General features: G+C 68.8%; 25 protein-coding genes and 3 pseudogenes. 13 read left to right on the forward strand and 15 right to left on the reverse strand.

Going from position 1 to position 26,037, the window contains the following annotated elements:
• Nucleotides 1-666: 666 nt before the first annotated feature.
• Entirely contained in the window at nt 667-1,014 is a 348-nt protein-coding gene (locus ACWEPL_RS49975) for a hypothetical protein (RefSeq protein ID WP_363985010.1), read from the forward strand.
• A 635-nt stretch (nt 1,015-1,649) separates the two neighbouring features.
• Nucleotides 1,650-2,219 carry a hypothetical protein gene (locus ACWEPL_RS49980; RefSeq protein WP_452440484.1) on the forward strand — a complete coding sequence of 190 codons (570 nt, stop codon included), beginning with the start codon at nt 1,650-1,652 and terminating at the stop codon, nt 2,217-2,219.
• 140 nt (nt 2,220-2,359) lie between these two features.
• Here ACWEPL_RS49980 and ACWEPL_RS49985 read toward each other — a convergent pair whose 3' ends face one another.
• Nucleotides 2,360-3,544, reverse strand: a complete 1,185-nt coding sequence (locus tag ACWEPL_RS49985; protein WP_452440485.1) for a DUF2786 domain-containing protein — start codon at nt 3,542-3,544, stop codon at nt 2,360-2,362.
• 249 nt (nt 3,545-3,793) lie between these two features.
• Between ACWEPL_RS49985 and ACWEPL_RS49990 the strand changes: the two are divergent.
• Nucleotides 3,794-4,377: pseudogene (locus ACWEPL_RS49990) on the forward strand (IS3 family transposase); the annotation flags it as partial.
• Here ACWEPL_RS49990 and ACWEPL_RS49995 read toward each other — a convergent pair.
• From ACWEPL_RS49995 to ACWEPL_RS50045, 11 genes and pseudogenes are all read right to left on the reverse strand, one after another.
• A pseudogene (locus ACWEPL_RS49995) lies at nt 4,360-4,561 on the reverse strand (transposase); the annotation flags it as partial. The pseudogenes ACWEPL_RS49990 and ACWEPL_RS49995 overlap by 18 nt on opposite strands.
• Before the next feature lie 44 nt (nt 4,562-4,605).
• Nucleotides 4,606-6,042, reverse strand: a complete 1,437-nt coding sequence (locus tag ACWEPL_RS50000; RefSeq protein WP_363985004.1) for an RICIN domain-containing protein — start codon at nt 6,040-6,042, stop codon at nt 4,606-4,608.
• A gap of 242 nt (nt 6,043-6,284) precedes the next feature.
• Nucleotides 6,285-7,733 carry a glycoside hydrolase family 43 protein gene (locus ACWEPL_RS50005; protein ID WP_452440487.1) on the reverse strand — a complete coding sequence of 483 codons (1,449 nt, stop codon included), beginning with the start codon at nt 7,731-7,733 and terminating at the stop codon, nt 6,285-6,287.
• A gap of 24 nt (nt 7,734-7,757) precedes the next feature.
• Nucleotides 7,758-8,144: a hypothetical protein gene (locus ACWEPL_RS50010; protein WP_452440488.1), complete on the reverse strand. Its 387-nt coding sequence runs from the start codon at nt 8,142-8,144 to the stop codon at nt 7,758-7,760.
• A gap of 515 nt (nt 8,145-8,659) precedes the next feature.
• Nucleotides 8,660-9,874: a cytochrome P450 gene (locus tag ACWEPL_RS50015; protein ID WP_363984999.1), complete on the reverse strand. Its 1,215-nt coding sequence runs from the start codon at nt 9,872-9,874 to the stop codon at nt 8,660-8,662.
• A 121-nt stretch (nt 9,875-9,995) separates the two neighbouring features.
• Entirely contained in the window at nt 9,996-10,238 is a 243-nt protein-coding gene (locus ACWEPL_RS50020; protein ID WP_452440489.1) for a hypothetical protein, read from the reverse strand.
• A 320-nt stretch (nt 10,239-10,558) separates the two neighbouring features.
• The gene (locus ACWEPL_RS50025; protein ID WP_452440490.1) at nt 10,559-11,377 is read right to left on the reverse strand and encodes a GNAT family N-acetyltransferase; all 819 of its coding nucleotides are present in this window, start codon (nt 11,375-11,377) and stop codon (nt 10,559-10,561) included.
• 207 nt (nt 11,378-11,584) lie between these two features.
• Nucleotides 11,585-12,631 (reverse strand): aldo/keto reductase, encoded by a 1,047-nt coding sequence (locus ACWEPL_RS50030; RefSeq protein ID WP_363984994.1) that lies wholly within the window; start codon nt 12,629-12,631, stop codon nt 11,585-11,587.
• Between the two features lie 897 nt (nt 12,632-13,528).
• Nucleotides 13,529-13,714, reverse strand: coding sequence for a hypothetical protein (locus ACWEPL_RS50035; RefSeq protein ID WP_363984992.1), 186 nt, complete (start codon nt 13,712-13,714; stop codon nt 13,529-13,531).
• 326 nt (nt 13,715-14,040) lie between these two features.
• Nucleotides 14,041-14,448 carry a hypothetical protein gene (locus ACWEPL_RS50040; protein ID WP_452440491.1) on the reverse strand — a complete coding sequence of 136 codons (408 nt, stop codon included), beginning with the start codon at nt 14,446-14,448 and terminating at the stop codon, nt 14,041-14,043.
• A gap of 365 nt (nt 14,449-14,813) precedes the next feature.
• Nucleotides 14,814-15,536: a TetR/AcrR family transcriptional regulator gene (locus ACWEPL_RS50045; protein WP_452440492.1), complete on the reverse strand. Its 723-nt coding sequence runs from the start codon at nt 15,534-15,536 to the stop codon at nt 14,814-14,816.
• 99 nt (nt 15,537-15,635) lie between these two features.
• On the opposite strand from ACWEPL_RS50045, the gene ACWEPL_RS50050 reads away from it, so the two are divergent.
• The 3 genes from ACWEPL_RS50050 (at nt 15,636) to ACWEPL_RS50060 (ending at nt 17,729) form a co-directional block, all read left to right on the forward strand.
• Nucleotides 15,636-16,574, forward strand: a complete 939-nt coding sequence (locus ACWEPL_RS50050) for an NADP-dependent oxidoreductase (protein WP_363984986.1) — start codon at nt 15,636-15,638, stop codon at nt 16,572-16,574.
• Nucleotides 16,575-16,598: 24 nt separating this feature from the next.
• Nucleotides 16,599-17,279, forward strand: coding sequence for an SDR family NAD(P)-dependent oxidoreductase (locus tag ACWEPL_RS50055; RefSeq protein WP_452440494.1), 681 nt, complete (start codon nt 16,599-16,601; stop codon nt 17,277-17,279).
• 78 nt (nt 17,280-17,357) lie between these two features.
• The gene (locus ACWEPL_RS50060; protein WP_363984982.1) at nt 17,358-17,729 is read left to right on the forward strand and encodes a DoxX family protein; all 372 of its coding nucleotides are present in this window, start codon (nt 17,358-17,360) and stop codon (nt 17,727-17,729) included.
• Between the two features lie 157 nt (nt 17,730-17,886).
• Here ACWEPL_RS50060 and ACWEPL_RS50065 read toward each other — a convergent pair whose 3' ends face one another.
• Nucleotides 17,887-18,603, reverse strand: a complete 717-nt coding sequence (locus ACWEPL_RS50065) for a TetR/AcrR family transcriptional regulator (RefSeq protein WP_452440495.1) — start codon at nt 18,601-18,603, stop codon at nt 17,887-17,889.
• Nucleotides 18,604-18,626: 23 nt separating this feature from the next.
• Between ACWEPL_RS50065 and ACWEPL_RS50070 the strand changes: the two genes are divergently transcribed.
• The 4 genes and pseudogenes from ACWEPL_RS50070 to ACWEPL_RS50085 all read left to right on the forward strand — a co-directional run.
• Nucleotides 18,627-19,310, forward strand: coding sequence for an SDR family NAD(P)-dependent oxidoreductase (locus ACWEPL_RS50070; RefSeq protein ID WP_452440496.1), 684 nt, complete (start codon nt 18,627-18,629; stop codon nt 19,308-19,310).
• 112 nt (nt 19,311-19,422) lie between these two features.
• Nucleotides 19,423-20,310, forward strand: a complete 888-nt coding sequence (locus ACWEPL_RS50075; protein WP_452440497.1) for a dioxygenase family protein — start codon at nt 19,423-19,425, stop codon at nt 20,308-20,310.
• Complete coding sequence (locus tag ACWEPL_RS50080; RefSeq protein WP_452440499.1) at nt 20,307-20,504, forward strand: hypothetical protein; 198 nt, start codon at nt 20,307-20,309, stop codon at nt 20,502-20,504. Before ACWEPL_RS50075 ends, ACWEPL_RS50080 begins: the two co-directional genes overlap by 4 nt.
• A 92-nt stretch (nt 20,505-20,596) precedes the next feature.
• Nucleotides 20,597-20,803, forward strand: a pseudogene (locus tag ACWEPL_RS50085) (SDR family NAD(P)-dependent oxidoreductase); the annotation flags it as partial.
• 192 nt (nt 20,804-20,995) lie between these two features.
• Here the strand turns inward: ACWEPL_RS50085 and ACWEPL_RS50090 are convergent.
• Entirely contained in the window at nt 20,996-21,664 is a 669-nt protein-coding gene (locus tag ACWEPL_RS50090) for an SDR family NAD(P)-dependent oxidoreductase (RefSeq protein ID WP_452440500.1), read from the reverse strand.
• A gap of 256 nt (nt 21,665-21,920) precedes the next feature.
• Between ACWEPL_RS50090 and ACWEPL_RS50095 the strand changes: the two genes are divergently transcribed.
• Nucleotides 21,921-23,153: an MFS transporter gene (locus tag ACWEPL_RS50095; protein WP_452440501.1), complete on the forward strand. Its 1,233-nt coding sequence runs from the start codon at nt 21,921-21,923 to the stop codon at nt 23,151-23,153.
• Nucleotides 23,154-23,227: 74 nt separating this feature from the next.
• Nucleotides 23,228-23,767 (forward strand): cyclophilin-like fold protein, encoded by a 540-nt coding sequence (locus ACWEPL_RS50100; protein ID WP_363984968.1) that lies wholly within the window; start codon nt 23,228-23,230, stop codon nt 23,765-23,767.
• A gap of 2 nt (nt 23,768-23,769) precedes the next feature.
• On the opposite strand, the gene ACWEPL_RS50105 is transcribed toward ACWEPL_RS50100, so the two are convergent.
• Complete coding sequence (locus tag ACWEPL_RS50105; protein ID WP_452440502.1) at nt 23,770-24,666, reverse strand: helix-turn-helix transcriptional regulator; 897 nt, start codon at nt 24,664-24,666, stop codon at nt 23,770-23,772.
• Nucleotides 24,667-24,978: 312 nt separating this feature from the next.
• On the opposite strand from ACWEPL_RS50105, the gene ACWEPL_RS50110 reads away from it, so the two are divergent.
• Entirely contained in the window at nt 24,979-26,016 is a 1,038-nt protein-coding gene (locus ACWEPL_RS50110; RefSeq protein ID WP_452440503.1) for a zinc-dependent alcohol dehydrogenase family protein, read from the forward strand.
• Nucleotides 26,017-26,037 lie beyond the last annotated feature (21 nt).

The following is a 26,037-nucleotide window of genomic DNA, read 5'->3' on the forward strand; positions in this document are numbered from 1 at the left end:
TACCAGGCGCCAGTTCCGAATGTGGGTCATATCAAGTGCCGGCGTCGAGCGTGGCAGGCCCAACCGGGCCGTAGGTCAAGAATCACAGTTCCGATACTCGGCATGCCCCGACGACAAGGTCGCCGACGCCGAGATCCGCGCCGCACGCCGACGCCGGGACCAGGCGACGAACTAAGGAAGCTTCGCAACCAGGAGCAGCCTCAGCTCACTGTAATCAAGCTCCTTCTCAGCGCCGACAGCTGTCCACAGGTTCCCCAGCGCCGTAGTCGCCGACGGTGACTCGGTGGCTGAGGCCGCCCGCACGCTCAAGATCGGTCGCTCCACTGCGCACGAAACGCGGGCTCAACGCTGACCTGCGGTTATGTCGTCCCGCGGCCCGTTTCCGCCGTAGCCCGGTGGCACCCGTCCAGGGCGTGACGGATCGCGGTGCGCTCAGGACCCTCAAGAAGAGCGCGGTGGCCGGTGTTCAGGGCGCGGGCGATGGGAGCGCCACGCCGGGCATCACTTCGACTGAGTCAGGACAGCCCTGCTGACCTTCGTCTGATGGACGGCACCCACGGCGCCCCTGATGTCCGTTTAACTACTATAAGTGATGGATATATAGCTTTGGGTAACGGTGGGTGGGCGGCGTTCCGCCTCCACCCCCAAGCGAGAGATGGAGCAGCGATGACCGACCAGCTAATAGAGATCCCCAATTCCGCCACCGTCGCCGACGGCGAGGAGACCGCCCAGGGCACCTACCGCCTGTACTGGTACGGACCAGGAATGAAAAAGACACGCAACGAGGCCTACTCCTTCGCCGCCTCCCGGGGAAACGGGCACCAGCTGGCCGACATCCCCACCGCCTCGTGGCGCGACAGTGCCGCCAAATACCTCAACGGCCCAGCCTGGATCTACTCATGGAGGGGTGACAACTACAGCGAGGGCAACGTCGTGCTCCATCCCAACGGATCGATCGGCACCCTGGAGGACGGAAACCAGCAGCTTCCCTTCCTCATCAGCTACATCCAGTAGCGTTAGAAATTCGGCGGGTGCTACGGCATAGTTCGCCAGCGATCGCAGAGGCCTCGCCGGCGTGAGAGGCCTCGCACAGGCGGGTTGCCGGGGACGGTCTCCCCCTTGAATACCGTCCCCGGTGTCCCATGCGACGTGAGTAGAGGTGTTTCGCCGGGCAGCCTCTCTCCCGGTGTCGACGAAGCGGTTACCCTCCCGGCGTTGGCGGAGCCGGGTCCAGGTGACGATCGTCGCCGTCATGGGCACGGGAGTTGAGGAACATCCGTGTCGTTAAGGCATCATCTGTGCTGGTAGGCAGCCGGGGATACTCCCGCCGCAGTGCGCCTGCCGATAATTACATCCGCCCAGGGGAGCAGGGCGGGTGCGGCATGATGATCGGCCGTGCTCCTTCGCCTGGCCTTCTTGACCGTCACGAACGCCATGGCAGCGCTGCGGCTGCTGCCGATGAGCGATCGGGACAAGGACGTTGAGATACTTGCCCTGCGTCATCAGATCGTCACGCCCATACCCTGCCGGCTGAAGCGGCCTGGGAGGCCGCCCACGCTCCGATCGATCCGCGCTCTCATTCTGCGCCTGGTTCGCGAAAATCCTCATGGGGATATCGGCGAGTTCAACCACGCTTGGCATCAAGGTCGTTGCGTCCGGCGGTCTGGGAGATCCTCAAGCAGGAGGGACTTGATCCGTCGCCCGAGCGGGTTTCCACCACGTGGGCCGACTTCCTGCGCTCGCAAGCCGATGCCCTGCTGGCTTGCGATTTCATCGAGACCATCACCTTGAACGGGCAGCGCCAGTACATCCTGGCGGTCATGGAGCACGCCACCAGGCGCGTCCGAGTTCTCGGCACCACCGCGCACCCGAGCGCGAGCTGGATCAGCCTGGTGATGGACCTGGAGGATACGAGCTCCCGAGACCGGGAGGGGAAGTTCCCAGCCCTCACAAGCGACACCCTCGCCGAGGCCGGCATCCAGACCGTGCCCACCGGGATTCGGATGCCACGTATGAACTCGATCATGGAGCGATGGGTGCAGTCCCGCCGCCGCGAACGCTTTGGACATACGCCGAAGAGACCGGCTCGGCGGGGTTCTCCACGAGCACTCACATGCCGCTTGAACTGCATGGACGGACTTTCCGGCAGGCGCAAGCACCATCAGTTGGTGCCGCAACACCAAGATCTCGATCTCCTTGTCGCGATTGATCCGGGGTAGCAGCCCCAGAAACGAGAAGGTGGTCGTCATCGTCGGGTAGGCCAAGCGCAGTAGCACGATCGACCATTACGCCGTGCGTGGGAGCACAAGAGAGCGCATCACCTCCATGCCTGCGCGGATGGATATTCGCACCCGGAGCGCTATCGGTCTCGCGCCCCGAGGCTGGCCTGATCGGCGGCGGTACGGCCCGCCGCCCAGCCCTCCCGGTCCCAGGACGTGCGGACCGCATGCGAGACCAGGTTCGGGAACATGCGCTCGACCGCCTGCTCCACCTCCTGCTCGCGGGCCGCCAGCATCGGCACCAGGTCGGTGCCTCGGCTGGCGCTCTCCTGCGCGACCGCGTCCGCCGTGGCCTCGGCGAGTCGCTCCCCGATTCTGGAGGCGAACGCCGACAGGAACGACTGGCGGAACGCCTTGTTCCTCGACCGGCCGGTGCCGTGCTTCTTGGTGCCTGAGTTCACGAGCGCGGTCTGCGCCTGCACCAGCAGCGAGGTGAACAGCATCTCCACCCAGGACAGGTCCGCCCAGAACCCCAGCACGGTGGCGAACCCCAGCTCCTTCGACCAGATCACCCGGCACCGGTTGGCCTCGGCGATGAGGTTGAGCAGCACGGCCTTGGGCTGCTCGTACGGCGTGTCGATGCCGACCCGGATGCCCGCCGGGGCCTCACCTCCGCCTGGTTGCGCGTCCAGCATCGCCGCGTCGATGCTGTACTTCGCCATCAGGCTCTGCGCCGCCGACGTGAACGTCTCCGCTTCCGCCTCGTACGTCGTCGACTCCGCCTTGGCAAGCAGCGCCCGCACCCGCGCGAGCGTCTTCTCGCTGACCACGTGCGAGCGTGCCTGGACCGTACGGCGAGCGGCCCCGGGCGGCGGGCTCAACGATTCCAGCCGGGGCAGCCCGGTCAGCAACCCCAGCAGTTCCAGCACACCGGAGGCGGTCACCAGACGGCCGGACCCGTCGCGCGCCTGCCGCGCCGCCAGGTAGCCGCCCTTCCACCACACCGCGGCCTCCAAGCCGGTGAGTTGGTCGCGCCAGCGCTCATCCACCGTGGCCGGCTCATAGGCCCGCATCTCCCAGGCGATGAGGTCGGCCGCCGCCCGCCCGTGCCAGTCGGTCAGCCGCCTGGCCGCGATCCTGACCACGTCGGCGGGCTGCCAGCCGTTCCGCCACAACCCCGAGATCGCACGGGTCGCGACCTCCACCAGCACGCGATCGGCGTCGTCCCGGTCGGCCAGGAAGGCGGCGGCGGAGTCGAAGGACGCCTGATCCTCGCGGGCAAGCGCCTCCATCGCCGCGCCGATCAGCTCATTGGCCTTACTCACACATGCCGTCCACCTTAATGAAAGTCCGCCAGAACTCTACCGTGACGGAACCCCATCCCCTGCGCACCGGCGCGGAGAAAGGCGGCGAGGTCCCGACCGACCCTGTGGGGCTCAAGAACTCGAATCACTCTCAGCGCAGAACCCTCGTCCGGTTGAGCGGGAGGGGGTGAAGGCGCTGAGGGGCATTCCCCCTTGAACATGGACACCTCGGAGACTGGATCTTGAGGTCCAGGGGAAGAGACGTCACTGATGGTGATGAAGAACTATCCGCCCGAATTCACGGCCGACGCGGTGGCGTTGGTGTTGTCGAGGCCGGACCGGACGATTACGTCGATCGCGAGGGATCTGGGGATCAGCCGCGAGACGCTGCGGGTATGGGTGTGCACCGCGCAGGCCGACGAGCAACTGGCCGGGCGGATACGGCGGATCCATGCCGAGCATGACGGCACCTACGGCTCACCCCGGATGACGGCCGAGTTGCGCGCGGCCGGGATCACGGTCAACCACAAGCGGGTGATGCGCGAGCACGGCATCGCTGGACTGCATCTGCGGAAGAAGGTCCGCACCACCATCCCGGAGCCGGACACAGCGCCGGTGGCGGACCTGATACAGCGCGACTTCACCGCTGCCGAGCCGAACATCCGCTACGTGGGCGATATCACCTGCCCGTCGGCGGCGGCCGGTTCCTCTACCTGGCCACTGTGGTGGATCTGTACTCACGTCGGCTGGTGGGCTGGTCGATCGCCGACCACATGCGCACCGAACTCGTCGTTGACGCGCTGCAGGCCGCGGCGTATACCCGGGGTGGCTGTCCGGAGCATCTCATCCACTCCCGACAGCCGGCGCTGCCGCTTGCACACCTGCTGGGGATCGAAGCTGCCCGCCACGTCGCGCGGCACCCGCACCTCCACCGGGCCGACGTTGGTCACCACAGTCTTGGTGCGGCTGCCGTCGCGGCTATTCCGCTATTGTTCCCGGTCAGTCGTGCCGGTCGTAGCCGAGGTGATCGGTGATCTCGCCTTCCGGCGGGGGCTCCAGCACCCGCCACCGCGGGTCCGCGGTCACGTCGAGACGGCCGTGCGCGACCACTGCTGATTGGTGCCGGTGTTGCACGGATACTGCTTGAGGATCACGCCGTCCGCGGTCGATGCGGACGGTACGTCCACGCATTTGCTGCTGTGTCGTGCCCGGAGCTGGAAGTAACTCCCGTTGGCGACCATCTGGAACTGCTGGTTGGTGCCGGTGCCGCAGGTGTACTGGATGAGCTCGGCGCCGTCGGCGGTTGAAGCGCTCACCACATCAAGGCACTTTCCGCTGTGACGGCTGATGATGCGCCAGTAGCCGCTGCCGGCGTCCTGGAACTGCCACTGCTGCCACGCGTTGCCGCCGTACGTGTACTGGCCGACGCGCGCACCGTTGTCGGTGTTCGGTTGCTGGACGTCCATGGCCTTGCCGCTGTGGCGCGCGTTTATCGTGTAGACCGTCGGCGGAGGGGTGGGGTCGCCGACGGTGTCGCCCCAGCCGTATCGGATCCGGTCAGCGCCGGAGGCGTTGCGGACGGTCAAGTTGAGATCGGTGCCGCTGCCGCTCAGGGCGTACATCGAGTAGTGGTCGTAGCCGAGGCTTTCGGTTGGCTTGCCGCCGAGAGCGGGCCAGTAGGTGCCGCCCATCTGGTTGTCGCGCATGACCTGGGCCATGGCGCGGATATGGCGCACGAAGTTGTCGGTGCTGTTGGCGTCGCCGTAGTTGAGGCCGGTAGACATGGGTGCGCCGAACTCGGTCGCGACCGCGCGGGAGGCGCAGTTGCCCAGACGCGTCTGAATGTGGGTTCGGAAGGCGTCGTAGGTCATCGCGCTGTAGAAGAAGGCGTAATGGTGGAAGGACAGCAGCGTCGAGTTGAAGCGGCTGTCGTTGCAGACGTCCCGCAGGTCCTGGCTGTAGCCGGTGCCACCGATGAGCACCCGTCCGGGCACTGCCGAGGTGTGGTAGCTGAGCCAGTTCGCTGCGACGTTGCGCCAGTCCGCCGAGGTGTAGCCGTGCGGCTCGTTCATCGGCTCGAAGTAGACGTTGCTGTTCGAGCCGTACGTGTTGGTCACGCTGGACCACATCGTGTTCCATGCGGCGAGGTTCGTGATCTTGCCGCCGGAGGCGGCGCCGTCCTCCCAATAGGCGAGGATGACCTTGAAGCCACGGGCGGTGGCGGCGTCAATGGCTCCGCGGTAGGCGTTCCACCAGGTCGTGTTGGCCACAGTGTGAGTGTTGATAGGCAGCCGGACGGTGTTGACCCCCATGGTGGAGGCCATGTCGTCGTAGAGGGCGTTGGCTTTGGCCCGTACTGTCGCGTTGCTGTCGGACTGGCTCAGGCCCTGGACGACGAGCGTACCGGTGCTGAAATTGTCACCCAGCACGGCCCAGTTCATGCCTCGGAACTGGCTGGTGGCGGCATTGGCCGGCGACGCGGGAATGACGAGGCTTGCCACTGCGGCGAGCGCGGTCATCACAAGAGGGACCAGCGGCCGGCGCAACGACCGGGTGCTCCGCGACTGTCCTGACGAGCAAGCGTCAGACGCCTTGGTCGGTGTCATGAAACTCCCATCACTAGATCTGAGTTCCTGGGTCTGTGAAGATCACGTTGCTGACGTACGTCCGGGCCGCATCGTGCTGCTCCAGGAGCAGGGCCGGCGGCTCCCCGGCCCGGGTTGCACCGATCGCTGTGCGACGCTCCCTGCCACCGGAGGAATCAGCTGGTGATCCGGAAGGTGGCGTCCGCCCGACCGGTGGCCGTGCTGATCGGATCCAGGCGAAGCAGGTAGTTGGAATGACGGATGTACCGGTCCGGGAAGTTGTATGACTGGAACGACGCCGCCGAGGAGTCGGCCAGGCCCGCCACCCGGCGGAAGGTCGCGTCCCCGCGGAAGGTGGCGGTGCCGTCATACTTGGCCAGAACGAAGTCGTAGTCGTAGTGCCGCAGGTACCAGCCGGGGAAGTTCGACGACTCGAGCGACACCCCCGCCGGATCGGCCAGGCCCGGCACGATGCGCCACTGCGAGTCGGCGAGCGGGCTCACGTTCGGGTCGATACGGACATCGAAGTTGCTGTGCCGCAGGTAGCGGTCGGGGAAGTTGACCGACTGCAGGCGCCGGGTGCCGGCCGAGGCGGGGCCGCCCCACTTGGCCTGCAGCGCGGTGAGCTGCGCCTGGGTGATGCCAATGATCGAACCGTGCCGTTTGCGGCCGGCGCCGAGCGCGTATTCCGAGGCGACGCGGACGCGGTAGCCGCTGGGAGCGGCGAGATTGGTCGTGGTCAGCGGCAGGTAGCCGCGGCCGGCGGCGTACTGGTCGACCCACAGGCCCCACTCGTCGCGGCCGTTGTACTGGTGCAGGATCGGGCCCTCGACCTGCGCGCCCGTGTAGCCGAGGTGGGAGATGTCGCCGAGCCGGGTCCAGCCGGTGAGGATCTGGTTGCTGCCCTCGATCGTGATCTGACCGTCGCCGGACGCGCGGATGTAGCGGTAGCCGCCAACGCTGCCGGGGATCTCCAGGATCTGCGTGTCGATGATGCCCCGGGTGCCCGGCCGGTCGATGTAGAGCTGCGCGGCGGTGAACGTGCGGAAGTCGCGGGTGCGGGAGTAGTAGATGCGGGCTTTGTCGACGCCGTTCCGCGGCGAGATCGTCGCCCAGTAGACGACGTAGTCGCCGCTCGCCGGGTCGTAGATCGCCTCGGGCGCCCACGCGCAGCCGGCGTCGGGGATGGTCCCGGCGACGTTCACCAGGCGCGGCGCCGACCAGGTGACGAGGTCAGGTGACTCCCATACGACGAGCGAGGTGCTGCCATCGTGCTGGGCGACGTCCCAGCCCTTGCCGGCGGCGATACGCAGGTCGGTGGCGATCAGATAGAACCGGTCGCCGGACGGCGCACGGACGATGGCGGGGTCGCGGACGCCGAGTTCGCCGATGCTGGAGGTAAGCACCGGCAGCGAACTGTTGAGATCGGTCCAGTGCAGGCCGTCGGTGCTGGTGGCGAAGTAGATCTGCTCGCCGTTGGCGCTCTCGCCGGTGAAGTGCGCCATCAGATAGGCGGTGTAGGGGGCCGCGGCCTTGGCAGGGCGTTCGAGAACGGTGAGGCCGAGAGCGAGCAGCAGGGCACCGGCCAGGCCGACCAGCGCCGTTCGCCGTAAGAGGTGTGTCATCGTCGCTCCGAAGGTGCGGTGGGGTCAGGAGGAGGTGCGGGTCCACTGCTGGATGTCGGCTCCGTCGGCGGTCGGGGCGCCGGACACGTCCCGGTATTCGCCGCTGTGCCGGGCCGTGGTCCGGTACGACGGCGTGGCGCCTGAGCCCGTGATCACGCCGATGGCGACCTCGATCGTGGTCTGCGAGTGCCAGCTCATGCTCGTCGCGGACGGGAACGTGATCGGCAGCCGCACGTACTGCGAGCCGTTCACGCGGCCGCCCCGCGCGCCGCGCCGGAGCTGACCACCAGGTGGAGGGCGTAGCCGTCGCCGGACTGGTTCGGACGCCGAGGCCGGCGGTGCGGCCGTGCCGGCGGCGGCCGAGCTCGACAGGACCACGACTGGCGCGGTGAGCTTTGGGCGCAGGGACACGGGCCCACCCTCCGGAATCCGCGGCAGAAACATTTGTTAGCGTTAACAAAGAGCTGTGAGTCCCACGAAGAGCCTGAGACAAGATCCCCCTGTGGGAACGGGGACGACCGGATTGCGCGCGACGTTTGAGGCGTCCTGCCGCAGAGCGTTTACGTAACCATCTGACTTGTCAAGAGGCGGCCGAGAAAAGGGGGAATGCGCTTTCCGTGCACCGGCGCGGGCAATGGACCAATCTGACGTGATCACTCAAATGATGGGCGCCTCGACGTGCACCGGCGCTTTGCCGTCGGCATTGATCCCCTGTACGCAGCCACGCTTATAACAGGGACGATAGGGGGACAGAGGCCGGCAGATAAATATCCGCTGCTTCTCGCGGCGATCCTCTCGCCCCCTTTACAGCGCAGGCTCAGGTCGATCGGTTGCGCACCGTCTGCGCGATGACCACGACGGACAAGACGCAGGCCCGCTGCGCGCTCTGACGATCCAGGGGGGCGCCTCTCGCGGCGCCCCCTCTGCTACCCGGCGCTGACCAGCAGGCGGCGCGGCCGATAGACGAACGCGCCGTCGCTCCACCGCACGTCCGCCAGGTCCTCCCGCGCCCGCAGCCCCGGCAGGCCCGTCACCAGGGCGCGGAAGGCCTCCTGCAGTTCCATCCTGGCCAGGTTCGCGCCCAGGCAGTAATGAGGCCCGTGGCCGAAGGCCAGGTGCGGGTTCGGCTGGGCGTCATCGAAGCGGTGGATGTCGAACCGCAGCGGATCCTCGAACGCCTCCGGATCATGGTTGGCCGCCGAGAGGTTCGGCAGCACGACGCTCCCGGCCGGGATGGTCCCGGCGGACAGCGCGACGTCCTGGGTGATCCGCCGCAGCATGCCGTTGCTGCCCGGCGCCTCGTGGCGCAGGATCTCCTCCACGGCCGCCTCGACCTGCTCCGGGCGGGCGGCCAGCTCCGCGTACTGCCCGGGGTGGCACAGCAGCCGAAACGTGCCCCTGATGATCATCGAGGCGGTCGTCTCGTGCCCGGCCACGATCAGCGTGAACACCATGTTGGTCAGCTCGTCCTCGCTGAGCCCGTCGTTTTCGTCGCGCGCCTCGATGAGCAGGTCGATCAGATCCTCCCCCGGCTTGACCCGGTGCTGCTCGATCAGCTCCCGGGTGTACGCCGTGAACTCCGCCAGCCCTTCGTGCCTGGCCTCAGCGCTCGCGTCGGTGGTGGACAGGAAGGTGTCCGTCCAGCCCCTGAACTGCTCGTAGCGGTCCATCGGCACGCCCAGCATCTCGCAGATCACCCGCGCGGGCAGCGGCAGCGCGAAGTCCGCCACCAGGTCGAACTCCGCGCCGGCCGCCTCGATCAGCTCCTCGGCGATGACCGCGGCGCGGGGCCGCCAGCGTTCGATGTGCTTGGGGGTGAACGTGCCGTGCATGATGCGGCGGTAGCGGGTGTGCTCCGGCGGGTCCTGGTTCATGAGCGCCGCCGGGTCGTCATCCAGGAAGGGGCCCTTGACCAGCCGGGGCAGGCCGGGCTCGCGCAGGTTGCGGCTGCTGGCCGGCGACATCAGCAGGCCGCGGACGTCCGCGTACTTGACGATCATCGGGACCCGGTCGCCGCTCGGCAACGTCGCCGGCTCCATCGGGGCCTCGGCGTGCCGCCGCACCAGATCGGGCGAGAGGGTGCCGTACGGGCCTGGGGGAAGGTCTGGCCAGGTCGGGGTGGTGCTGGACTGTTCTGTCAAAGCCGCCTCCGGGCAATGCCGTCGTCCAACAAGCTCGCCGAGAACGTACCCCGAGGATGGTGGCGCGGCAATCTCAGGGGCACCGCCGCGGCCCTGGCCTGCGCGCCGGCGTCGTACTCGATCACGGCGTCGCCTGAACCGCCACCTGCACCCACAACCGCGAGGGGGCCATCCGGAACCGACCGTGCCGGCCGGGGGCGCCCTGATGGGTGCCGACGCGGCACGGGCCAGTGGTGTCGGAGACGGAGTTCGTCACGACGTCGCCCGGGTAGAAGCAGGCCGCCGAGATCTCCCGCAGCACGTTCTTCCGGTACTTCCGCTCCAAGGAAGAGGCCCTGTTCGGCGCGGCGGCCGACGCCGGCACGAACTCCTCCGCCCCGAGATGGCCCGCCGCCTCGGAGCCGACCCGGCCGACACCACCGACCCGCGCGGGGGAGTAGCCGGAGCCCGCGCAGGACTTCGCGCGGCAGCGGCGTCAGGAGAGCTGCGAGGAGGGTCCGGGCTCCCGGGGCGAATCTCACCCCTGGTGCCGACGCCGAGGTGCCGTTCCAGAACGGTGATCCGGTGTGGCAGGCAAGGACCATCCCGGCCGTGTCGCGCACGAATCCGGGCGTCAGAGTTGGCGAGCCGGCCGGCGGCGCGGGTCCGCGTCTTCGCCTGGGCGGCGGCCGACCTGATGGCCGGTCAGCCCATCGAGATGAGGATGGGCGCGACGTATCGCCCGCGGTCGCCCGGGTGGCGGTGGGCGCCGTAAACCATCGTCGGCAGGGCCGCGGGGCCCTCGGTGGGCCCCAGCCCAGTGAGCCACGGGCGCAGGCCCGGGTAGGCGTCCAGCAGGTCGATCCGCACGTCGCGGTCGGCGCCGTGGGCGGCGGCCAGGATGAGCTCGCGGGCGGCTTCCTCCGAGGGCGCGACGACGGGACCGATGACACGGTGGGGGCCGGCGTTCCAGGCCACGGCGAAGCCGCCGTCGGTGACGAGCGTACGCTCGGCCGTGGCCAGCAGGGCGGTCAGCGCCTTGCTCCGGTCGGCCCCGGTGACCTCGGCGTCCAAGTCGAGGAGCGCGGCGTGGTCGTCCGGTGTCGCCGCGCGGACTCCGGACGACCCCGCCGCCCCTTCCATCGGGCCCATAGCGATCGTCAGGCTGCCCGTGGGCCGGAAGCCCAGCCGTTCGTAGACGGGGCGCCCGAACCGGGTCGCGGTCAGCTCCACGACGCGGTCTCCGGCGGCCTCCAGGGCGTGCTCCATCAGCCGCGTGCCGAGCCCCTGCCTGCCGTACCTGCTGGCGACCAACATCATGCCGACGTCGGCCAGCGAGTCGCCGTAGCGGGTCACCACGACGCACCCGGCCAGGCCGTCGCCGTCGGCCGCGTCGACGGCGTAGACCTCACCCGTCTCGAACATCAGCCGCCATTTGGCCTCGTCGGTGGACCACTCGCGATCGCTTTCGAGCCGCTGGCACAGGGGCAGTTCCTCGGGACCGAGAAGTCGAATATCACTCACAGGCGCGAACCTACTCTGTCGGCCACCCCGGCACAGCCCCGGAAGTACCAGAGCCTGTACGGAGTCGAGATCACAGGGATGGCCTGCGCGCCGGTCTGCGGTTCTGGCAGGTCCTCGCCATGGCGCGCCAAGATCTCACCGACGTGATCGAGCGAGAACGGCCCGATCGGCCCAAGGCCGGTGTCGGCGGGCGTACGTACAACCTGTCTACAGGTGCGGTCCGAGCAGGCTCAGGTCGGCGGGCGAGAGCCGGTCGGAAGCGGTCGCCGCCTGATGCCAGTACGGGTAGAGCAGCGGCTGGCGGCTGACCTCGTCCAGCCGGGCGCGCTGCTCGGCCGTCAGCTTCAGGTCGGCGGCGGCCAGGTTGTCGGCCAGTTGCTCGCTGGTGCGCGCGCCCACCACCAGCGACGTGATCGCGGGCCGCCCCAGCAACCAGGCCAGCGCCACCTGCGCCGCCGACACCCCGTGCTCCCCGGCGATGTCGACCAGCACCTCGACGGTGTCGTACAACTGCTCCTGATCGCGTACGGGAGGCTCGTTCCACTCGGTGAGCTGGCGGCCCTCGGACGGCTGGGCGTCCCGCCGGTAGCGGCCGGACAGCAGGCCGCCGGCCAGCGGGCTCCACACCAGCACGCCGAGGCCCTGGTCGATCGCGGCCGGGATCAGCTCGTACTCGGAGTCGCGGGCCTGGAGGGAGTAGTAGATCTGCTGGCTGACGAAGCGCGGCAGGCCGAGCCTGTCGGCGGTGCCCAGGGCCTTCATGAGCTGCCAGCCGGTGTAGTTGGAGACGCCGACGTACCGGACCTTGCCGGCGGTCACCAGGTGATCGAGCGCCGCCAGGGTCTCCTCGACGGGGGTGCGGCCGTCCCATTCGTGCACCTGGTACAGGTCGATGTGGTCGGTGCCCAGGCGGCGCAGGCTCGCCTCAGCCCCGGTGATGACGTGGTGGCGCGACAGCCCGGCGTCGTTGGGTCCGTCACCCATCGGCATGCGTACCTTGGTGGCCAGCAGCAGGTCGTCACGGCGGCCCTGGATCGCCTTGCCGACGATCTCCTCCGACAGGCCGGTGGAGTACACGTCGGCGGTGTCGATGAGATTGACACCGGCGTCCACGCACATGTCGATCTGCTTGCGCGCCTCCTCCACCCCGGTGTCGCCGACGTAAGCGAACTTGCCCCCGCCGCCGAACGTCATCGTGCCCATGGTGAGCACCGATACCCGCAGCCCCGATCGTCCCAGCTCGCGATATTCCATCCCGTCATCATTCCAATCGGCGAGCGGCACCGCCAGGACGCCCGCTCATGGGAAGTGTCCGTTCCGTGGCTAGAGCCGGTGGTTTCGTCTTCGCAGGCGCCCCAGGCGTACTGAGTGCGGCACGGATGGTCGACGACCTGCGTTTCCACCGTGAGATCGCGGGTGGCAAGGCAGCCGGAGATGCGCTTCGCCGGGCCCAACACTGGTTGCGCGACGAGGCACGGTATATCGACGCTGCCCTCGCCATGGAGAACGCACTTGACTCTGGCCGAGTTGTCCCGGCGGGATGTGACGCGCATGTTCGTCGCGCTGGGACGGCGGCGGAATCCGTACGGTGAGCCGATCAGCGCATCCACGTTGGAGCGGGTCCGTGAACCATGCGGTGCGCGAGGACCTGATCGCCGCCAACCCCGCGCAGGGCGTACGGCTGAATGCATCCAGTGGTGTGGACGGCTCGGCGGGAGGCGGCCTGCAGACACGGAGGAGAGCGGCCGCCTGTGGCGGTGTGGACGGTGGAGCAACTGGCTGCCTTCCTGCGTCTCGCACACGAAGACCCGTTGTTCTGTTGTGGTGGCTGGTCTGCGCTGGGTGGACGTCGACCTGGGGCGGCGTGAGCTCACTGGCGCATCAGCTGGTGCACACCGATGATGGGCTGGCCTTGTGTGAGCCGAAGAGTGAGGCCAGCCGGCGGACGGTGGCGCTGGATCCGGAGAGCGTGCGGTTGCTGCGCCGGCATGAGCGTGCGCAGCGTCGGCTGCTGCGGGAGTGCTGGTCTCCAACCAGCCCAATTTTCACCCTCGGAAATGGAACGGCGGTGCAGCCGAGCTATCTCACTCACCGCTTCCACAAGCTGGTGGCCGCCAGCGGGCTGCCGCCGGTGCGGCTGCATGACCTGCGTCACGGAGCTGCGACGTTGGCGCTGGCGTCGACAAAGAGGCTGATCGAGGCCACCTGGCCGGTGCTGATGTCGTACATGCCGTCGCGCAGATAGGCGAACCGATCGAAGGCCGGGGTCAGCGACAGCGAGGTCGGGTAGCCGAAGACCTCGACGTGCCGCCCGCCGGTGCCGTCGATCCGCTGCACGAAGCTGCTCTTCTGGTCCCGCCCGCATCGCCGAGCGGCCCCCGTTCCGTACGGACCTTGCTGATCCCGGTTCCAGGGTGGCTGATCGCCCGGATGGAGGGCCTCGCTGCTGGAGCAGCGCACCGACCAGCCAGTGCTCGTGTTCCGTTCCGCGGTCCTGGCCCACGTCCACGACCGCCTCGGCCGGGAAGAGTTGGAGCGTGCCCGCCGACGGATGATCGACGCCGACGCGGACCTCCTGATCGCCCTCGACGGAACCCTGTTCGCCGAGCACAAGAACGTGAGGTGCGGTGGCAAGGGACTGGCCTTCGCGCCGGCGCGTACGCTCAGTTCAGCCGCCTGCGCGGCCGTGGTCGCTGCGGACGCCGTACCGGCCTCCTGGACAAGTCTTTCAACTGCTCCCAGACCTCATGGCCGTGCTCGAGGTCGGCCATAGGGTTGGCGATCTTGTTGAACGCCGCGACCGGGGTCACCTGCCTGCCACCATTGTCGTCCCATACGGCAACGAGACCGTAGTCTCCCCAGTCGAAGCCCTCAAGCTTCTCAACAGGTATCCGAATGGTCTTGCGCCCATTTATGATCACTACTTCGCCAGGCGCGACGGTGACGCCGACCATGGCATTGCGGACGGCCAAGGCGCCGCCCACCACGAGTCCCACCGCCATCAGGCCAAGCAGCGGCAGACCACTCAGGGTGAGTTTCCACGCGCCCAACACACCCGCACCTGCAGTCATGATCGCGATGGGAGCGACACATGTGACCATCCGCCGTCCTGGACGAGGTCGGAAGGTCACCTGCTGACGTCCCGAGTTGTCGCTCACTCTGGTCTTGTCCTCCTCCATGGGCTTGCGCGCAAGATGTCCGAAACTCCCATCACGCCGGAGCCTCTCAAGCGGCACTGTCATCCAACTTGCACGTCGCTGTCCCTTGAGGGGCCACGGTGATTCCGGACAGCCGCCTTAGTGCTTCCACGGGTGGCCGGTAGCCAAGCGCGGAATGTAGGCGCCGGCGGTTCGCGGATGGCGAGGCAGAGTCAAGGCATGACCGGCGCGCGGCGGAGTCAGGTGGACGAGACACTCGCCATGATCGCCCGGCGACGTCACCGGCCGTCCGGTTGCTCCATGTCTCCGCCGGTGCTGGAGGCGGGGCGGGTGAGGCGGACCATGGCGCGGTACAGCGCGGTGGGTGCGGGAGCCTGCTCCAGCGGCGGGAGGTCGGCGTCTGGGGCGGCGTAGGCGCGCAGCATCTGGCCGACCAGGCGGCGCCAGGCGCCGGGGGCGGCGTCTTGGGTGGCGGCGATGACACCGGCGTTGGCCATCAGCAGGATGACGAGGTCTTCTGAGGTGAAGTCGGCGCGCAGGTGGCCGGTGACCTGGGCGCGGGCGATGAGTTCGAGGAAGCCGTTGTAGGCCTCGGCGCGGCGGGCTTCCAGGGCTTTGGCGGTGGGGAAGGTCATGGCCAGCACGTCGGCGAAGCCGCGGTCGGCGGCCTGCATGGCGCACACCGTGTGGATGTAGCCGGTGAAGCCGTGCCAGGGGTCGGGGTCGGTGAGGGCCTGGGCGACGGCGGCGGCGTAGGCGTCCATGCGGTCGGCGAAGACGGCGTTGATGAGTTCTTCGGGGGTGGCGAAGCGGCGTGACAGGGTGGCCTTGCCGACGCCTGCCTCGCGGGCGATGCAGGCCATGGAGACGCCGATCCCGTGGCTGGCGTACAGGCGGCGGGCGGCGGCCAGGATGCGCTCGCGGTTGCGTTCGGCGTCGGCGCGCAGCCCCGGTTCGGGCTGCCGGTCCAGGGTCGAGTCGGGGTCTGCGGTGGAGGTCATGGTCCCATCTTACCCAAGTGGAACGGGCTGCCCAGTTTCATTGCTAGGCTGTCGACGTGGAACTGGGCACCCCGTTCCACTTTTCGAAAGGTGTACAACATGCGTGCCGTGACGCTGGACTCCGTCCCCGCGACTCCTGCCGTGACCGAGGTCGACACTCCCCGTCCTGAGGCCGGTGAGCTGCTGGTGAAGGTGACCGTCTCCTCGATCAACGGCTTCGATGCCGCCACCGTGGCCGGCTACCTGCAAGGGGTGATGGAGCACCGCTTCCCGCTGGTGATCGGGAAGGACTTCGCGGGCACCGTCGAGGATCTGGGCGAGGGTGTGGACGGTTTCGAGGTCGGCCAGCCGGTCTTCGGGGTGGTGATGAAGCCGTTCGTGGGCACCGGCTCGCTGGCCGAGTACGTCACCGTGTCCGCCGGCTACGGCGTGGCCCCCATCCCGGAGGGCCTGGGCGTTCGGGAGGCGGGCGCGCTGGGACTGGCCGGCACCGCGGCGCTGGACAGCCTCAACGCCGTCGCCCCGGCCGACGGCGAGACCGTGCTGATCTCCGGCGCCACCGGCGGAGTGGGCGCGCTGGCCGTACAGCTCGCCGCCGCCCGCGGCGCCCGCGTCATCGCCACCGCCCGTCCCGGCGCCGAGGCCGACTTCGTCACCGGCCTCACCGACGCCAAACTCGACCTCGTCGACTACACCGGCGACCTGCCGGCCCAGGTCCGCGCGCTCGCCCCGGCAGGCGTGGACGCCGTACTGCACCTGGCGGGCGACGGCGCCGGGCTCGCGAGCCTGCTGCGTCCGGGCGGCCGCCTCGCCTCCACCCTCGGCCTGACCGCCGACGCCGTCGAGACTTCCGGCGTCACCGTCCACACGATCATGGCCGACACCAACCCCCAGACCCTGACCGCCCTGGCCGCCCAGGTCGCCTCGGGCGCGCTGCGGGTCCCGGTCACCGCCACCTTCCCGCTGGAGCAGGCCCCGGAGGCGTTCGCCGCCTTCGGCGCCGGCGCGCTCGGCAAGCTCGCCGTCACCTGCTCCTGAACCGCCCACGAAAGAGATCTGATCATGCCCACCATCGCCATCGTCGGCGCCGGCCCCGGCATGGGCCTGGCCATCGCCCGCACCTTCGGCAGCCGCGGCTTCGACGTCGCCCTGATCGCCCGTACCAAAGAGAAGCTGGAAGCCCTGATCGGCCGGCTCGGCCAGGAGGGCATCACCGCCGCCGCGTTCCCCGCCGACGTGCTGGACCGGCCCTCCCTGTCCGCCGCCCTCGACGCGGCAGCCGAGCGGTTCGGCGGCATCGACGTGCTGGAGTACTCTCCGGCGCCGCACTCGCCGGTCCCCGGCCTCACGATGGCCGTGCCTTCCGAGGTGACGGTGGACAACCTGCAGCCGCAGATCGAGTACAACCTCTACGGCGCCGTGACCGCCGCCGGCGCGGTGCTGCCCGCGATGCGCGCGGCCGGGGCGGGCACGCTGCTGTTCACCACCGGTGGCGGCTCGGTGCATCCGATCCCCATGCTCGGCAACGTCAACGCCGCCGCCGCGGCTCTGCGCAACTGGGTGCTCAACCTGCACAACGAGCTGGCCGGCAGCGGCGTGCACGCCGCGCACGTGGCGATCAACACCTGGATCGGCGAGGGCGGCCCCGAGGGCTTCCCTACGGCCACGCCCGAGCAGATCGCCCCGCTGTACTGGGACCTGCACGAGCGCCGCGACCAGCCCGAGGCCATCTTCAACGGCTGACAGGCGGCTCGCGGCAAGCACTGGCAAGCCGGAGGACCCGTCCCCTCACGCTCACCCCCGTCTTCCCAAGGAAGTCTCATGCACATCGTCTTGTGGATCGTGCAGGCCGTACTGGCCGTCATGTTCGGCATGGCCGGGCTCATGAAGTCCACCCAGCCCAAGGACAAGCTCCAAGCCAAGCTGCCGTGGGTGGAGGACTTCTCCGCCGGCACCGTCCGCTTCATCGGCATCGCCGAACTCGCCGGCGCGCTCGGGCTGATCCTGCCCGCGGCCACCGGCATCGCCCCCGTCCTCACCCCGCTGGCCGCCACTGGCCTGGCCGTGGTGATGATCCTGGCCGCACTCACCCACGCCCGCCGCAAGGAACCCGCCGCGATCGCCTTCAACGCGGTCCTGCTGGTCCTGGCCGCCCTGGTGGCCTGGGGCCGCTTCGGCCCCTACGGCTTCTGACCCCCGTCGTCGGCCGACCAGTGCGACAAGCTGCGAGGGAAGCTCAAGGTGCTGCCCGTCATGGTCCGGTTGGCGGCGCCCCATGCGTTGGTCGAGCTGACGGGCAAGGCCTTTCCCCGACATGCCACGCCAGAGCGGGGCGATTGCGATCCTGAGGTCAGCTGCTCTTGCCCGGCGCCGGCGAAGTGATCCCCCCTGGATCGGCGCGGAGCATGGCCTTGTAAAGAGCGTCATGCTCGGGGGAGGCCGGCAGGGGGCCACGGGCCGGGGCCTCGAAGGACTGGACGAACAGGGCGACGACGCGTCGCCACGCGTCGGGAGCGGCATCGCCGGTGGCGTTCACGACGCCGGCGTTGGCCATGTGGATCAGCACCAGATCCGAGGGGCCGAAGTCCGCACGCAGACGGCCGGTGGCCTTGGCGCGGCCGATGAGCTCCACCATGCCCTCGTACGCCTCGTTGCGGCGCTCCTCCAGAGCCTTGGCGGTGGGGAAGGTCATGGTCAGCACGTCGGCGAAACCGTAGTCGGCGGCCTGCATCGCACAGGCGGCCTCGATGTAGCCGGTGAAACCGTGCCAGGGATCGGGGTCGTCGAGAGCCACGGCGACCGCGTCGGCGTAGGCGTCCATGCGGTCGGCGAAGACGGCGGCGACCAGCTCCTCCTTCGTGGGGAAGTGGCGCAGGACGGTGGCGATCCCCACGCCTGCCTCGCGAGCCACGGAGGCCATGGAGGCGTTCGGGCCGTCGCGTCCCAACACCGTGCGCCCGGCGGCGATGATCCGCGCGCGGTTGCGCTCGGCGTCGCTGCGCAGGGGCTGGGCGGTGCCGATCTTGAAACGGATAAGCCTATCCGAGTTGACGCACCGCTTCGCCATCACGTTCATGCGAAAGGATCGCTGTGACCAGCATCGCCATCGTAGGAGCCGGCCCCCAGCTGGGCCTGGCCATCGCCCGCACCTTCGGCACCCAGGGCTTCGACGTCGCCCTGATCTCGCGTAACGGGGAGAAGCTCGACGGTATCGTCGGCAAGCTCGCCGCCGACGGCATCACCGCCGCCGCGTTCCCCGCGAACGTGCTCGACCGCGCCGGGCTCACTCGCGCGCTCAAGGAGGCCGCCGCGAGGTTCGGCGGAATCGACGTCCTGGAGTACTCCCCGGTGGGGCAGTTCGGCATCACCACACTGACCTCTCCGTCCGGGACCGAACCGTCGGATGTGGAGTTCGAGATGAACTTCCAGCTCTACGGGGCCATCGCCGCCACCAACGCGGTGCTGCCCGCGATGCGGGAGGCGGGCGCCGGCACCCTGCTCTACACCACCGGCGCCGGCTCGATCTGGCCCGACCCGCGGGTCGCCAACGTCAACGCCGCCGCCGCGGCGCTGCGCAACTGGGTGATGAACCTGCACAAGGAGCTCGCCGACGCCGGCACCGGTATCCAGGCCGCCCACGTCGGCATCGACGCGTCCGTCGGCGTATCCATCCTCCCCGGCGTCGAGGCGGTCCAGCCCGAGCAGATCACTCCCCTCTACTGGGATCTGCACACCACCAAGCGCGACGAGGCCGAGCTCGTCTTCCGCGGCTGACACCGCTGTGCCGCGGCGTGCCCGCACCCCCTGAGACCAGGGCAACCGATCCCTGGCATCCGTCGCCGGCTGATGCCCCATCAGCCGGCCCGCCTTCGAGGAGCAGATGGGAATGACCACGACCACCGATCCGTCCTATGTCGACCCGGCATTGATCAACCCCCGTGCGGTACGTCTCGTCCAGGCATTCAAGGACGCTCTGGCCCGTATGCGCGACGAGGAGGGACTGACCTTCGAGGACCTCAACGTGGCCGCCGACCTGCTGCAGAGGATCCAGGCAGCCACCGGCGTCCCCTTGGCGTTGGCCGCCATGCCCCTGTACAGCGAGATCTTCCAGGGTGGCCAGGACGGGTACACCCCCTCAGAAGAGGTCAACAGCCCCACTTACATCGCCGGCTCCCCGCGCATCGACAACCCCGGCACCCTGCCGATGCGTCCGGACGAGCCCGGAACCCCGCTGATCGTCTCTGGTCGTGTCCTGGACGGTCACGGCCGTCCGATCGCGGGCGCCAAGCTGGAGATCTACCACGCGGCGAACAATGGCAACTACTCCGGGCTGTTCGACGACGGAGTGCCCACGTACAACCTGCGCGGGCATCTGTTCACCGATGCCGACGGCCGCTACACGTTCACCACCATCACGCCGGTCGCCTACGCCGACTCCCACACCATGCAGGTCAACGGGGTCCCCGAGGCCGTCGCGGCCCTCGGCCGCAGCCTCTACCGCCCGGCCCACATCCACTACGAGGTCCACCACGCCGACCTGCTCACTCCCTGGCGAGGCGAGATCTACTTCAAGGGAGATCCCGTCATACCGGTCGACTTCGTCGGCGGGACACTGGCCCCTCCCGCCCTGCAGGCCGACACCGTCCTGCACGAGGACCCCGAAGACATCGCCGAACACGGTTTCGCGGGCCCCTACAGGACGATGGCGTTCGACTTCCTCCTCAAGACCGGCACCAGCCCCGACACCATCACCCCGAAGGCCGGGCCCGCATGACCCCGGAGGATGCGACGGCCTGGTCGCCGGCCCGGCTCAACACGGCCTTTACCGCCTCCGTGATCGCCTACGCCGGCGCCACCCCCACCGGCGAAGGCCCTGCTCACCATCCAGCGGCAACCGCCGGACATGTCGTCGAACTCGCCGACCACTACCGGCCCGGCAACCAGATCCTCGTCTCGATCCCCAACTGACGGTCCACACGGGGGGAAGCGCCGCCGGGCGGCAGGCGCTTCCCGCCGTCGTGCGTACCGCGGTTCGACCGGAACTCCGAAGGAACACCATCATGGAGAAGCTCAGCGGCAGGACCGCTCTCGTCACCGGCTCCAGCCGGGGCATCGGCCGCGCCGTGGCCGTCGGCCTGGCCCGCGAGGGAGCCCTGGTCGCCGTGCACTACGCGCACAACGAGCAGGCCGCGCAGGAAACCGTCGAGCTCATCGAGAAGGACGGCGGCCAGGCTTTCGCGGTCGGCGCCGAACTCGGCGTGCCCGGCGACATCGACCGGTTGTTCCCCGGACGGTCCTCCTACGACAGGGACGCCCGTCCGGCCGTTTCAGAGCGTTCGCGCCGGAGATGGCGATTGCGCATGGTGCGTCGAGGCCGCGCGCCACCACCGCGGGGGAGGATTCGGTCGCGCCAGGGACGGGCGGGGGTGTTCCGGCCGGTGCGTTCGTGGTGCACCCGGTCACCGCAAGGGCTCGGCGCCGACGGTAACGCGGTATGCACCGCGGCCGATGTGCATCTGCCACAGGCGGTCGGCGAGCAGGTTCGGGGCGAACACCGGGTCGCCGGGCCGGATGGCACCGGGGACGATGAGCTGGCCCACGTGGATGTTCTGCCCAATGAGCGTGTCATGGAGCATCAGCCCATAGGCGGACTCGCCGGCGAACGCGACGGACGTGCCGGTCACGTTCGGGTTCGGCGTGACGGCGCTGGAGCCGTTGACGAACAAGATCGTGCCGCGCCCGAGCGCGGTCATACCGGGGAGGACCTGCCGGATCGCGGCGACCGGTCCGTGAACGGAGAACTCGACCGCAGCGCTGAGGTCATCGACACCGGTCTCCAGCAGCGGGAGAAGAAACTCGCGCCGCGGGACGGGGCTGTACTGCAGGACCTCGATTGGGCCGAGATCATCGGCCGCGGACGCCAGCGCGGTGGTGAGTCCGTCCCGGTCATGCACGTCAGCAGCGTATGCGCGAGCCGTGATTGCCTGTGCTGCCAGTCCGTCGACCAGGCCCGCGAGTCTTTCCTGGTTCCGGGAGAGCAACGCGACGGCGAATCCCTCGCGCCCGAACCTCTCGGCGGCGGCGATCCCCAACCCGGGACCGGCGCCGATGATCGCGAACGTGGTCATGACCCTCCTGCTTCGACGTCACTGCTGCGAATCGCCGGTGAACTCACGCGCCTGCTTCGGCGAGCGCTCGGCTCGTTCCACGGTAGGCAGGCCGTACCGGGAGGTGGGAGTCCCTGCGAGTACCTCCATCCACCGGGACTCCCTGGACGCTCCAGGGCCTGATTCTCTGGTTGGGCACCCCTCCTGCACCCCGGTACAACCGGGCCGTATGGGTGCGTGTCACCTCACCGTCCAGCAGAAAGCACTTCATCGCGTCATGTCCAGCGATACTGCCCTGACCGTTGCTGCCAAGGCACGACTCCCACTCGTCACGTACGTGCTGGCCGCCGGCACGTTCTTGATGGGTACCACTGAGTTCGTCGTCGCGGGCATTCTTCCCGAGATCGCTCACGACCTCGGCATCACGGTCGCGAACGCGGGGCTGACGATCACGGTGTTCGCGATCGGCATGATCGTCGGTACTCCGACGATGGCGATCGCCACGCTCAAGCTCCCACGGGGGGTGACGCTGGGCCTGTCGCTGCTCGTGTTCGCGATGGGGCACGTCATCGTCGCGACGACCTCGGACTTCGCGCTCGTCCTCGGCGCCCGATTCGTGACCGCTCTCGCCACCGGGGCGTTCTGGGCGGTCGCCGCGGTCGTCGGTGCCAAGGCCGCGGGCCCCGCGGCGAGCTCTCGTGCCCTCGGCATCGTGCTCGGCGGCGGCATGCTCGCCAACGTCATCGGCGTGCCGCTCGGCGCGTTCGCCGGCCAGGCCATCGGCTGGCGTGGCCCGTTCTGGGCACTCGCCGTCCTCGCCGTGCTCGCCGCCGTCGTGGTCTACCGGCTCGTCCCGGCGGATCCCGCATCGGGACCGGCGCCGTCGGTCCGCGCGGAGCTCGCGAGCCTCAAAGACGGCCGTGTCTGGCTCGTCCTCGCCGGATGCGCCATCGTGTGCGGCTCGTCGCTGGCCGCCTACAGCTTCGTCTCCCCGCTGCTCACGACCAACACCGGCCTGAACAGCAGCGCGGTGCCGTTCATCCTCGTCGGCTACGGCATCGGCGCGTTCATCGGATCCAACCTCGGCGGCCACCTGGGAGCTGATCGCCCGTACGCGGTGCTGTTCGCCTCGGCTGGGATGACGTTCCTGGTCCTCGCGGCTCTGTGCGTGTCCTCTCACAATGCTGTCGTCACCGTGGCGCTCATCGCCCTGCTGGGCCTGTTCGGGATGTCGACGAACCCGATCCTCATCGGTATGGCCGTACGCTACGCCGGCCACGCTCCGACACTCGCGTCGGCGCTCAGCACGTCGTCCTTCAACCTCGGCACCGCCATCGGATCGTGGATCGCCGGATACGCGCTCGAATCGACGCTCGGTGCCACCGGACCCGTCGTCGTCGGCACCGTCATCGCCGCACTCTACTTCGTGCCGCTCGGGCTCCTGCTGGGGGTCAAGGAACGCGCCGCCGCCGGTGAGGCCGCCACGATGAGCGCGGGTCCGCCAGGGTGAACTGCTCCCGGGCCCACCATCGAACAGCTCACCCACCGACGGAACCCCATACCGGAGAAAGGATCCGCACACCCATGCGCCTGAGGACCCTCCCGGCGGCAGCAGCCCTGGTCATCGCGCTTTCCCTCACCGCCTGCGGCCGGCCGGCGACAAACGACGGGGCGCCACCAACCGCGTCCACCTCCACGGGGACATCCTCGGCGCCGCCCAGCCCGCCCGTGAGCTCACCAGAACCCGGCGATCAGCGGGCGGCGGGCACAGTCGTGCGGTTCTCGGCGGGATCCACCTCGGTGGACGTCACCATCGGCGAGGACAATCCCGCAGTCCGTGACTTCCTCTCGATGCTGCCGCTGACACTTACGCTGGAGGAGTTCAACGGTCGGGAGAAGATCGCGAACTTGCCCCGCAAGCTCGCCTACGAGGGGTCGCCGGGCTCCGATCCCGAAGACGGCGATCTCATCTACTACATCCCGTGGGGCAACATCGGTTTCTACTACAACACCGATGGCGTCGGGTATTCCGACCAGACCATCCATCTGGGCACGTACGACGCCACGCTCAACAAACTTGAACTCCTCGAGAGCCAAGAGGTCACGGTGGACGTCGTGCGCTGACGTCAGCGCTCGAACCGCTCGGTCGCAGGCCGCGCCGGCTCCTCGGCTCCATACTCGCCGGCGGCCCACGATGCGAGGAGCCGCAGCGCGTCCTCGGAAGGCGAGCCGGGCTCCGCGGTATAGATGGTGAGCGTCAATCCCGGCTCGGCTGCCATCTCCAGCCCTTCGTAGGCGAGCGTCACGTCGCCCACGACCGAGTGGTGGAAGGTCTTGAAGCCGGTGCCGTGGTGTCGCACATCGTGCGCGGCCCAACGGCGGCGGAACTCGTCGTTGCGGGTGCAGAGCTCTCCGATGAGATCGTGGAGTTCCTTGTTGTGCGGGTCACGGCCCGCCTCGGTACGCAGGATCGATACGGTCACGTCCGCGAACGCGTCCCAGTCCGGGTAGAACTCATGCGCGCGTTCGTCGAGGAATGTGAATCGGGCGATGTTCGGCGGCTGTCCGGGCATGTCGTACACGTCCTTGTAGAACGCCCGGGCCAGAGCGTTGACGGCGAGAACGTCCATCCGACCGTTCCGGACGAATGCCGGACCGGCGGTGACGGCATCCAGCGCCCATTGCAGGCTCTGGTGCGGCGCCCAGCTCTTGGAGTTGCGCCGCCGCGGTGGGCGTGCAACCGGGCTTGCCGCATGGGCGAGGTCGAACAGGTGCGCGCGCTCGGCGTCGTCCAGGCGCAGCGCCTTGGCGAGACTGTCGAGAATCTCGGGGGAAGCGCCGCTGATCGCTCCGCGCTCCAGCCGGGTGTAGTACTCGACGCTGACGCCGGCCAGGGTCGCGACCTCGCTACGGCGCAGTCCTGCGACCCGACGATTCGTCCCGGCGGGGAGACCGACCTGCTCCGGTGTGACTCCGGCACGACGGGACGTGAGAAACTCGCGCACCTCCGCTCGATTGTCCATACCTTCCACGGTAGGCGAGAGCCGGTCCCTGAGGGAGTCCCTCCCAGTACCTCCATCAACCGGGACTCCCACGCGCGCGATGGAACCGATTTCCTGGACGTTGTCACAAGGAGTGACGGTCGAGGGTGCTGCCGCACGCGTCGAGGCCGCGTGAGCCGCGGGCACGGCGGCAGCTGGACGAGGTTGGCCTTTCCCAGCCCTTTGCCCCGCGTTTGATCGCCAGGAGCGACTGTGGCGTTGTGGCGGGAATTCCGTCTTTACCTGGGAAAACTTTGCTTCCTGGATACCTGATCATCAAATGAAGGACATCTGATGCGCGCAACCCTGATGTACGGTGCCGGCGACGTTCGAGTCGAGGACGTCCCGGACTCCGTCATCAAGCTGCCCACCGACGCGCTGGTCCGTGTCACCGCGTCCTGCATCTGCGGCAGCGACCTGTGGCCGTATAGCTCGAGGTCCCCGGCGGACGGCCCCGCACGGATGGGGCACGAATTCATCGGCATCGTCGAGGACACCGGCTCCGAGGTGACCACCGTCAAGAAGGGCGACCTGGTCGTCGCCCCGTTCGCCATCTCGGACGGCACCTGCGAGTTCTGCCGCGAGGGCCTGTACACGTCCTGCGTCCACGGCGGCTTCTGGGACGGCGAGCCCGACGAGGGCGGCCAGGCCGAAGCCGTCCGTGTCCCGCTCGCCGACGGCACCCTCGTCAAGCTCCCCGTCGCGGCCGACTCGGCCCTCATTCCGTCCCTGCTCACGCTCTCGGACGTCTTCGGCACCGGCTACCACGCCGCGGTCGCGGGCGGCGTCAACGAGCGCACCCGGGTCACCGTGATCGGTGACGGCGCCGTCGGCCTGCTGGCCGTGCTCTCGGCCAGGCGCCTCGGCGCCGAGCAGATCATCCTCATGGGACGCCACCAGGTGCGCACCGACCTCGGCCGGGAGTTCGGCGCCACCGACGTCGTCTCCGCCCGCGGCGAGGAGAGCATCGCCCAGGTCCGTGACCTCACCGGCGGGCACGGCACGCACGTCGTGCTCGAAGCCGTCGGCACCATGCCCGCCTACGAGCAGGCAGTCGGGGTCGTCCGCCCAGGCGGCGTCATCAGCCGCGTCGGCGTCCCGCAGTACGAAGAGGCCCCGATCGGCTTCGGGAGCCTCTTCCGCCACAACCTCCGCCTGGCCGGCGGACCCGCACCGGTCCGGGCCTACATCGAGGAACTGATGCCCGGCATCCTGGACGGCACCATCGAGCCGGGGAAGGTCTTCGACGCCACGACCGACCTCGACGGCGTCCCAGCCGGTTATCAGGACATGGCCGACCGCAAGAGCCTCAAGGTCCTCATCAAGCCCTGACCGGCGATGCCGGACTCTCCG

This window comes from Nonomuraea sp. NPDC004186, assembly GCF_053603495.1.

Coding starts and splice junctions, on each gene's coding strand:
- ACWEPL_RS49975 (WP_363985010.1), top strand. CDS start 667: ATGACCGACCAGCTAATAGAGATCCCCAATTCCGCCACCGTCGCCGAC.
- ACWEPL_RS50000 (WP_363985004.1), bottom strand. CDS start 6,042: ATGACCGCGCTCGCCGCAGTGGCAAGCCTCGTCATTCCCGCGTCGCCG.
- ACWEPL_RS50005 (WP_452440487.1), bottom strand. CDS start 7,733: ATGACACACCTCTTACGGCGAACGGCGCTGGTCGGCCTGGCCGGTGCC.
- ACWEPL_RS50030 (WP_363984994.1), bottom strand. CDS start 12,631: ATGGAATATCGCGAGCTGGGACGATCGGGGCTGCGGGTATCGGTGCTC.
- ACWEPL_RS50040 (WP_452440491.1), bottom strand. CDS start 14,448: ATGACTGCAGGTGCGGGTGTGTTGGGCGCGTGGAAACTCACCCTGAGT.
- ACWEPL_RS50045 (WP_452440492.1), bottom strand. CDS start 15,536: ATGACCTCCACCGCAGACCCCGACTCGACCCTGGACCGGCAGCCCGAA.
- ACWEPL_RS50050 (WP_363984986.1), top strand. CDS start 15,636: ATGCGTGCCGTGACGCTGGACTCCGTCCCCGCGACTCCTGCCGTGACC.
- ACWEPL_RS50055 (WP_452440494.1), top strand. CDS start 16,599: ATGCCCACCATCGCCATCGTCGGCGCCGGCCCCGGCATGGGCCTGGCC.
- ACWEPL_RS50060 (WP_363984982.1), top strand. CDS start 17,358: ATGCACATCGTCTTGTGGATCGTGCAGGCCGTACTGGCCGTCATGTTC.
- ACWEPL_RS50065 (WP_452440495.1), bottom strand. CDS start 18,603: ATGGCGAAGCGGTGCGTCAACTCGGATAGGCTTATCCGTTTCAAGATC.
- ACWEPL_RS50075 (WP_452440497.1), top strand. CDS start 19,423: ATGACCACGACCACCGATCCGTCCTATGTCGACCCGGCATTGATCAAC.
- ACWEPL_RS50080 (WP_452440499.1), top strand. CDS start 20,307: ATGACCCCGGAGGATGCGACGGCCTGGTCGCCGGCCCGGCTCAACACG.
- ACWEPL_RS50090 (WP_452440500.1), bottom strand. CDS start 21,664: ATGACCACGTTCGCGATCATCGGCGCCGGTCCCGGGTTGGGGATCGCC.
- ACWEPL_RS50095 (WP_452440501.1), top strand. CDS start 21,921: ATGTCCAGCGATACTGCCCTGACCGTTGCTGCCAAGGCACGACTCCCA.
- ACWEPL_RS50100 (WP_363984968.1), top strand. CDS start 23,228: ATGCGCCTGAGGACCCTCCCGGCGGCAGCAGCCCTGGTCATCGCGCTT.
- ACWEPL_RS50105 (WP_452440502.1), bottom strand. CDS start 24,666: ATGGACAATCGAGCGGAGGTGCGCGAGTTTCTCACGTCCCGTCGTGCC.
- ACWEPL_RS50110 (WP_452440503.1), top strand. CDS start 24,979: ATGCGCGCAACCCTGATGTACGGTGCCGGCGACGTTCGAGTCGAGGAC.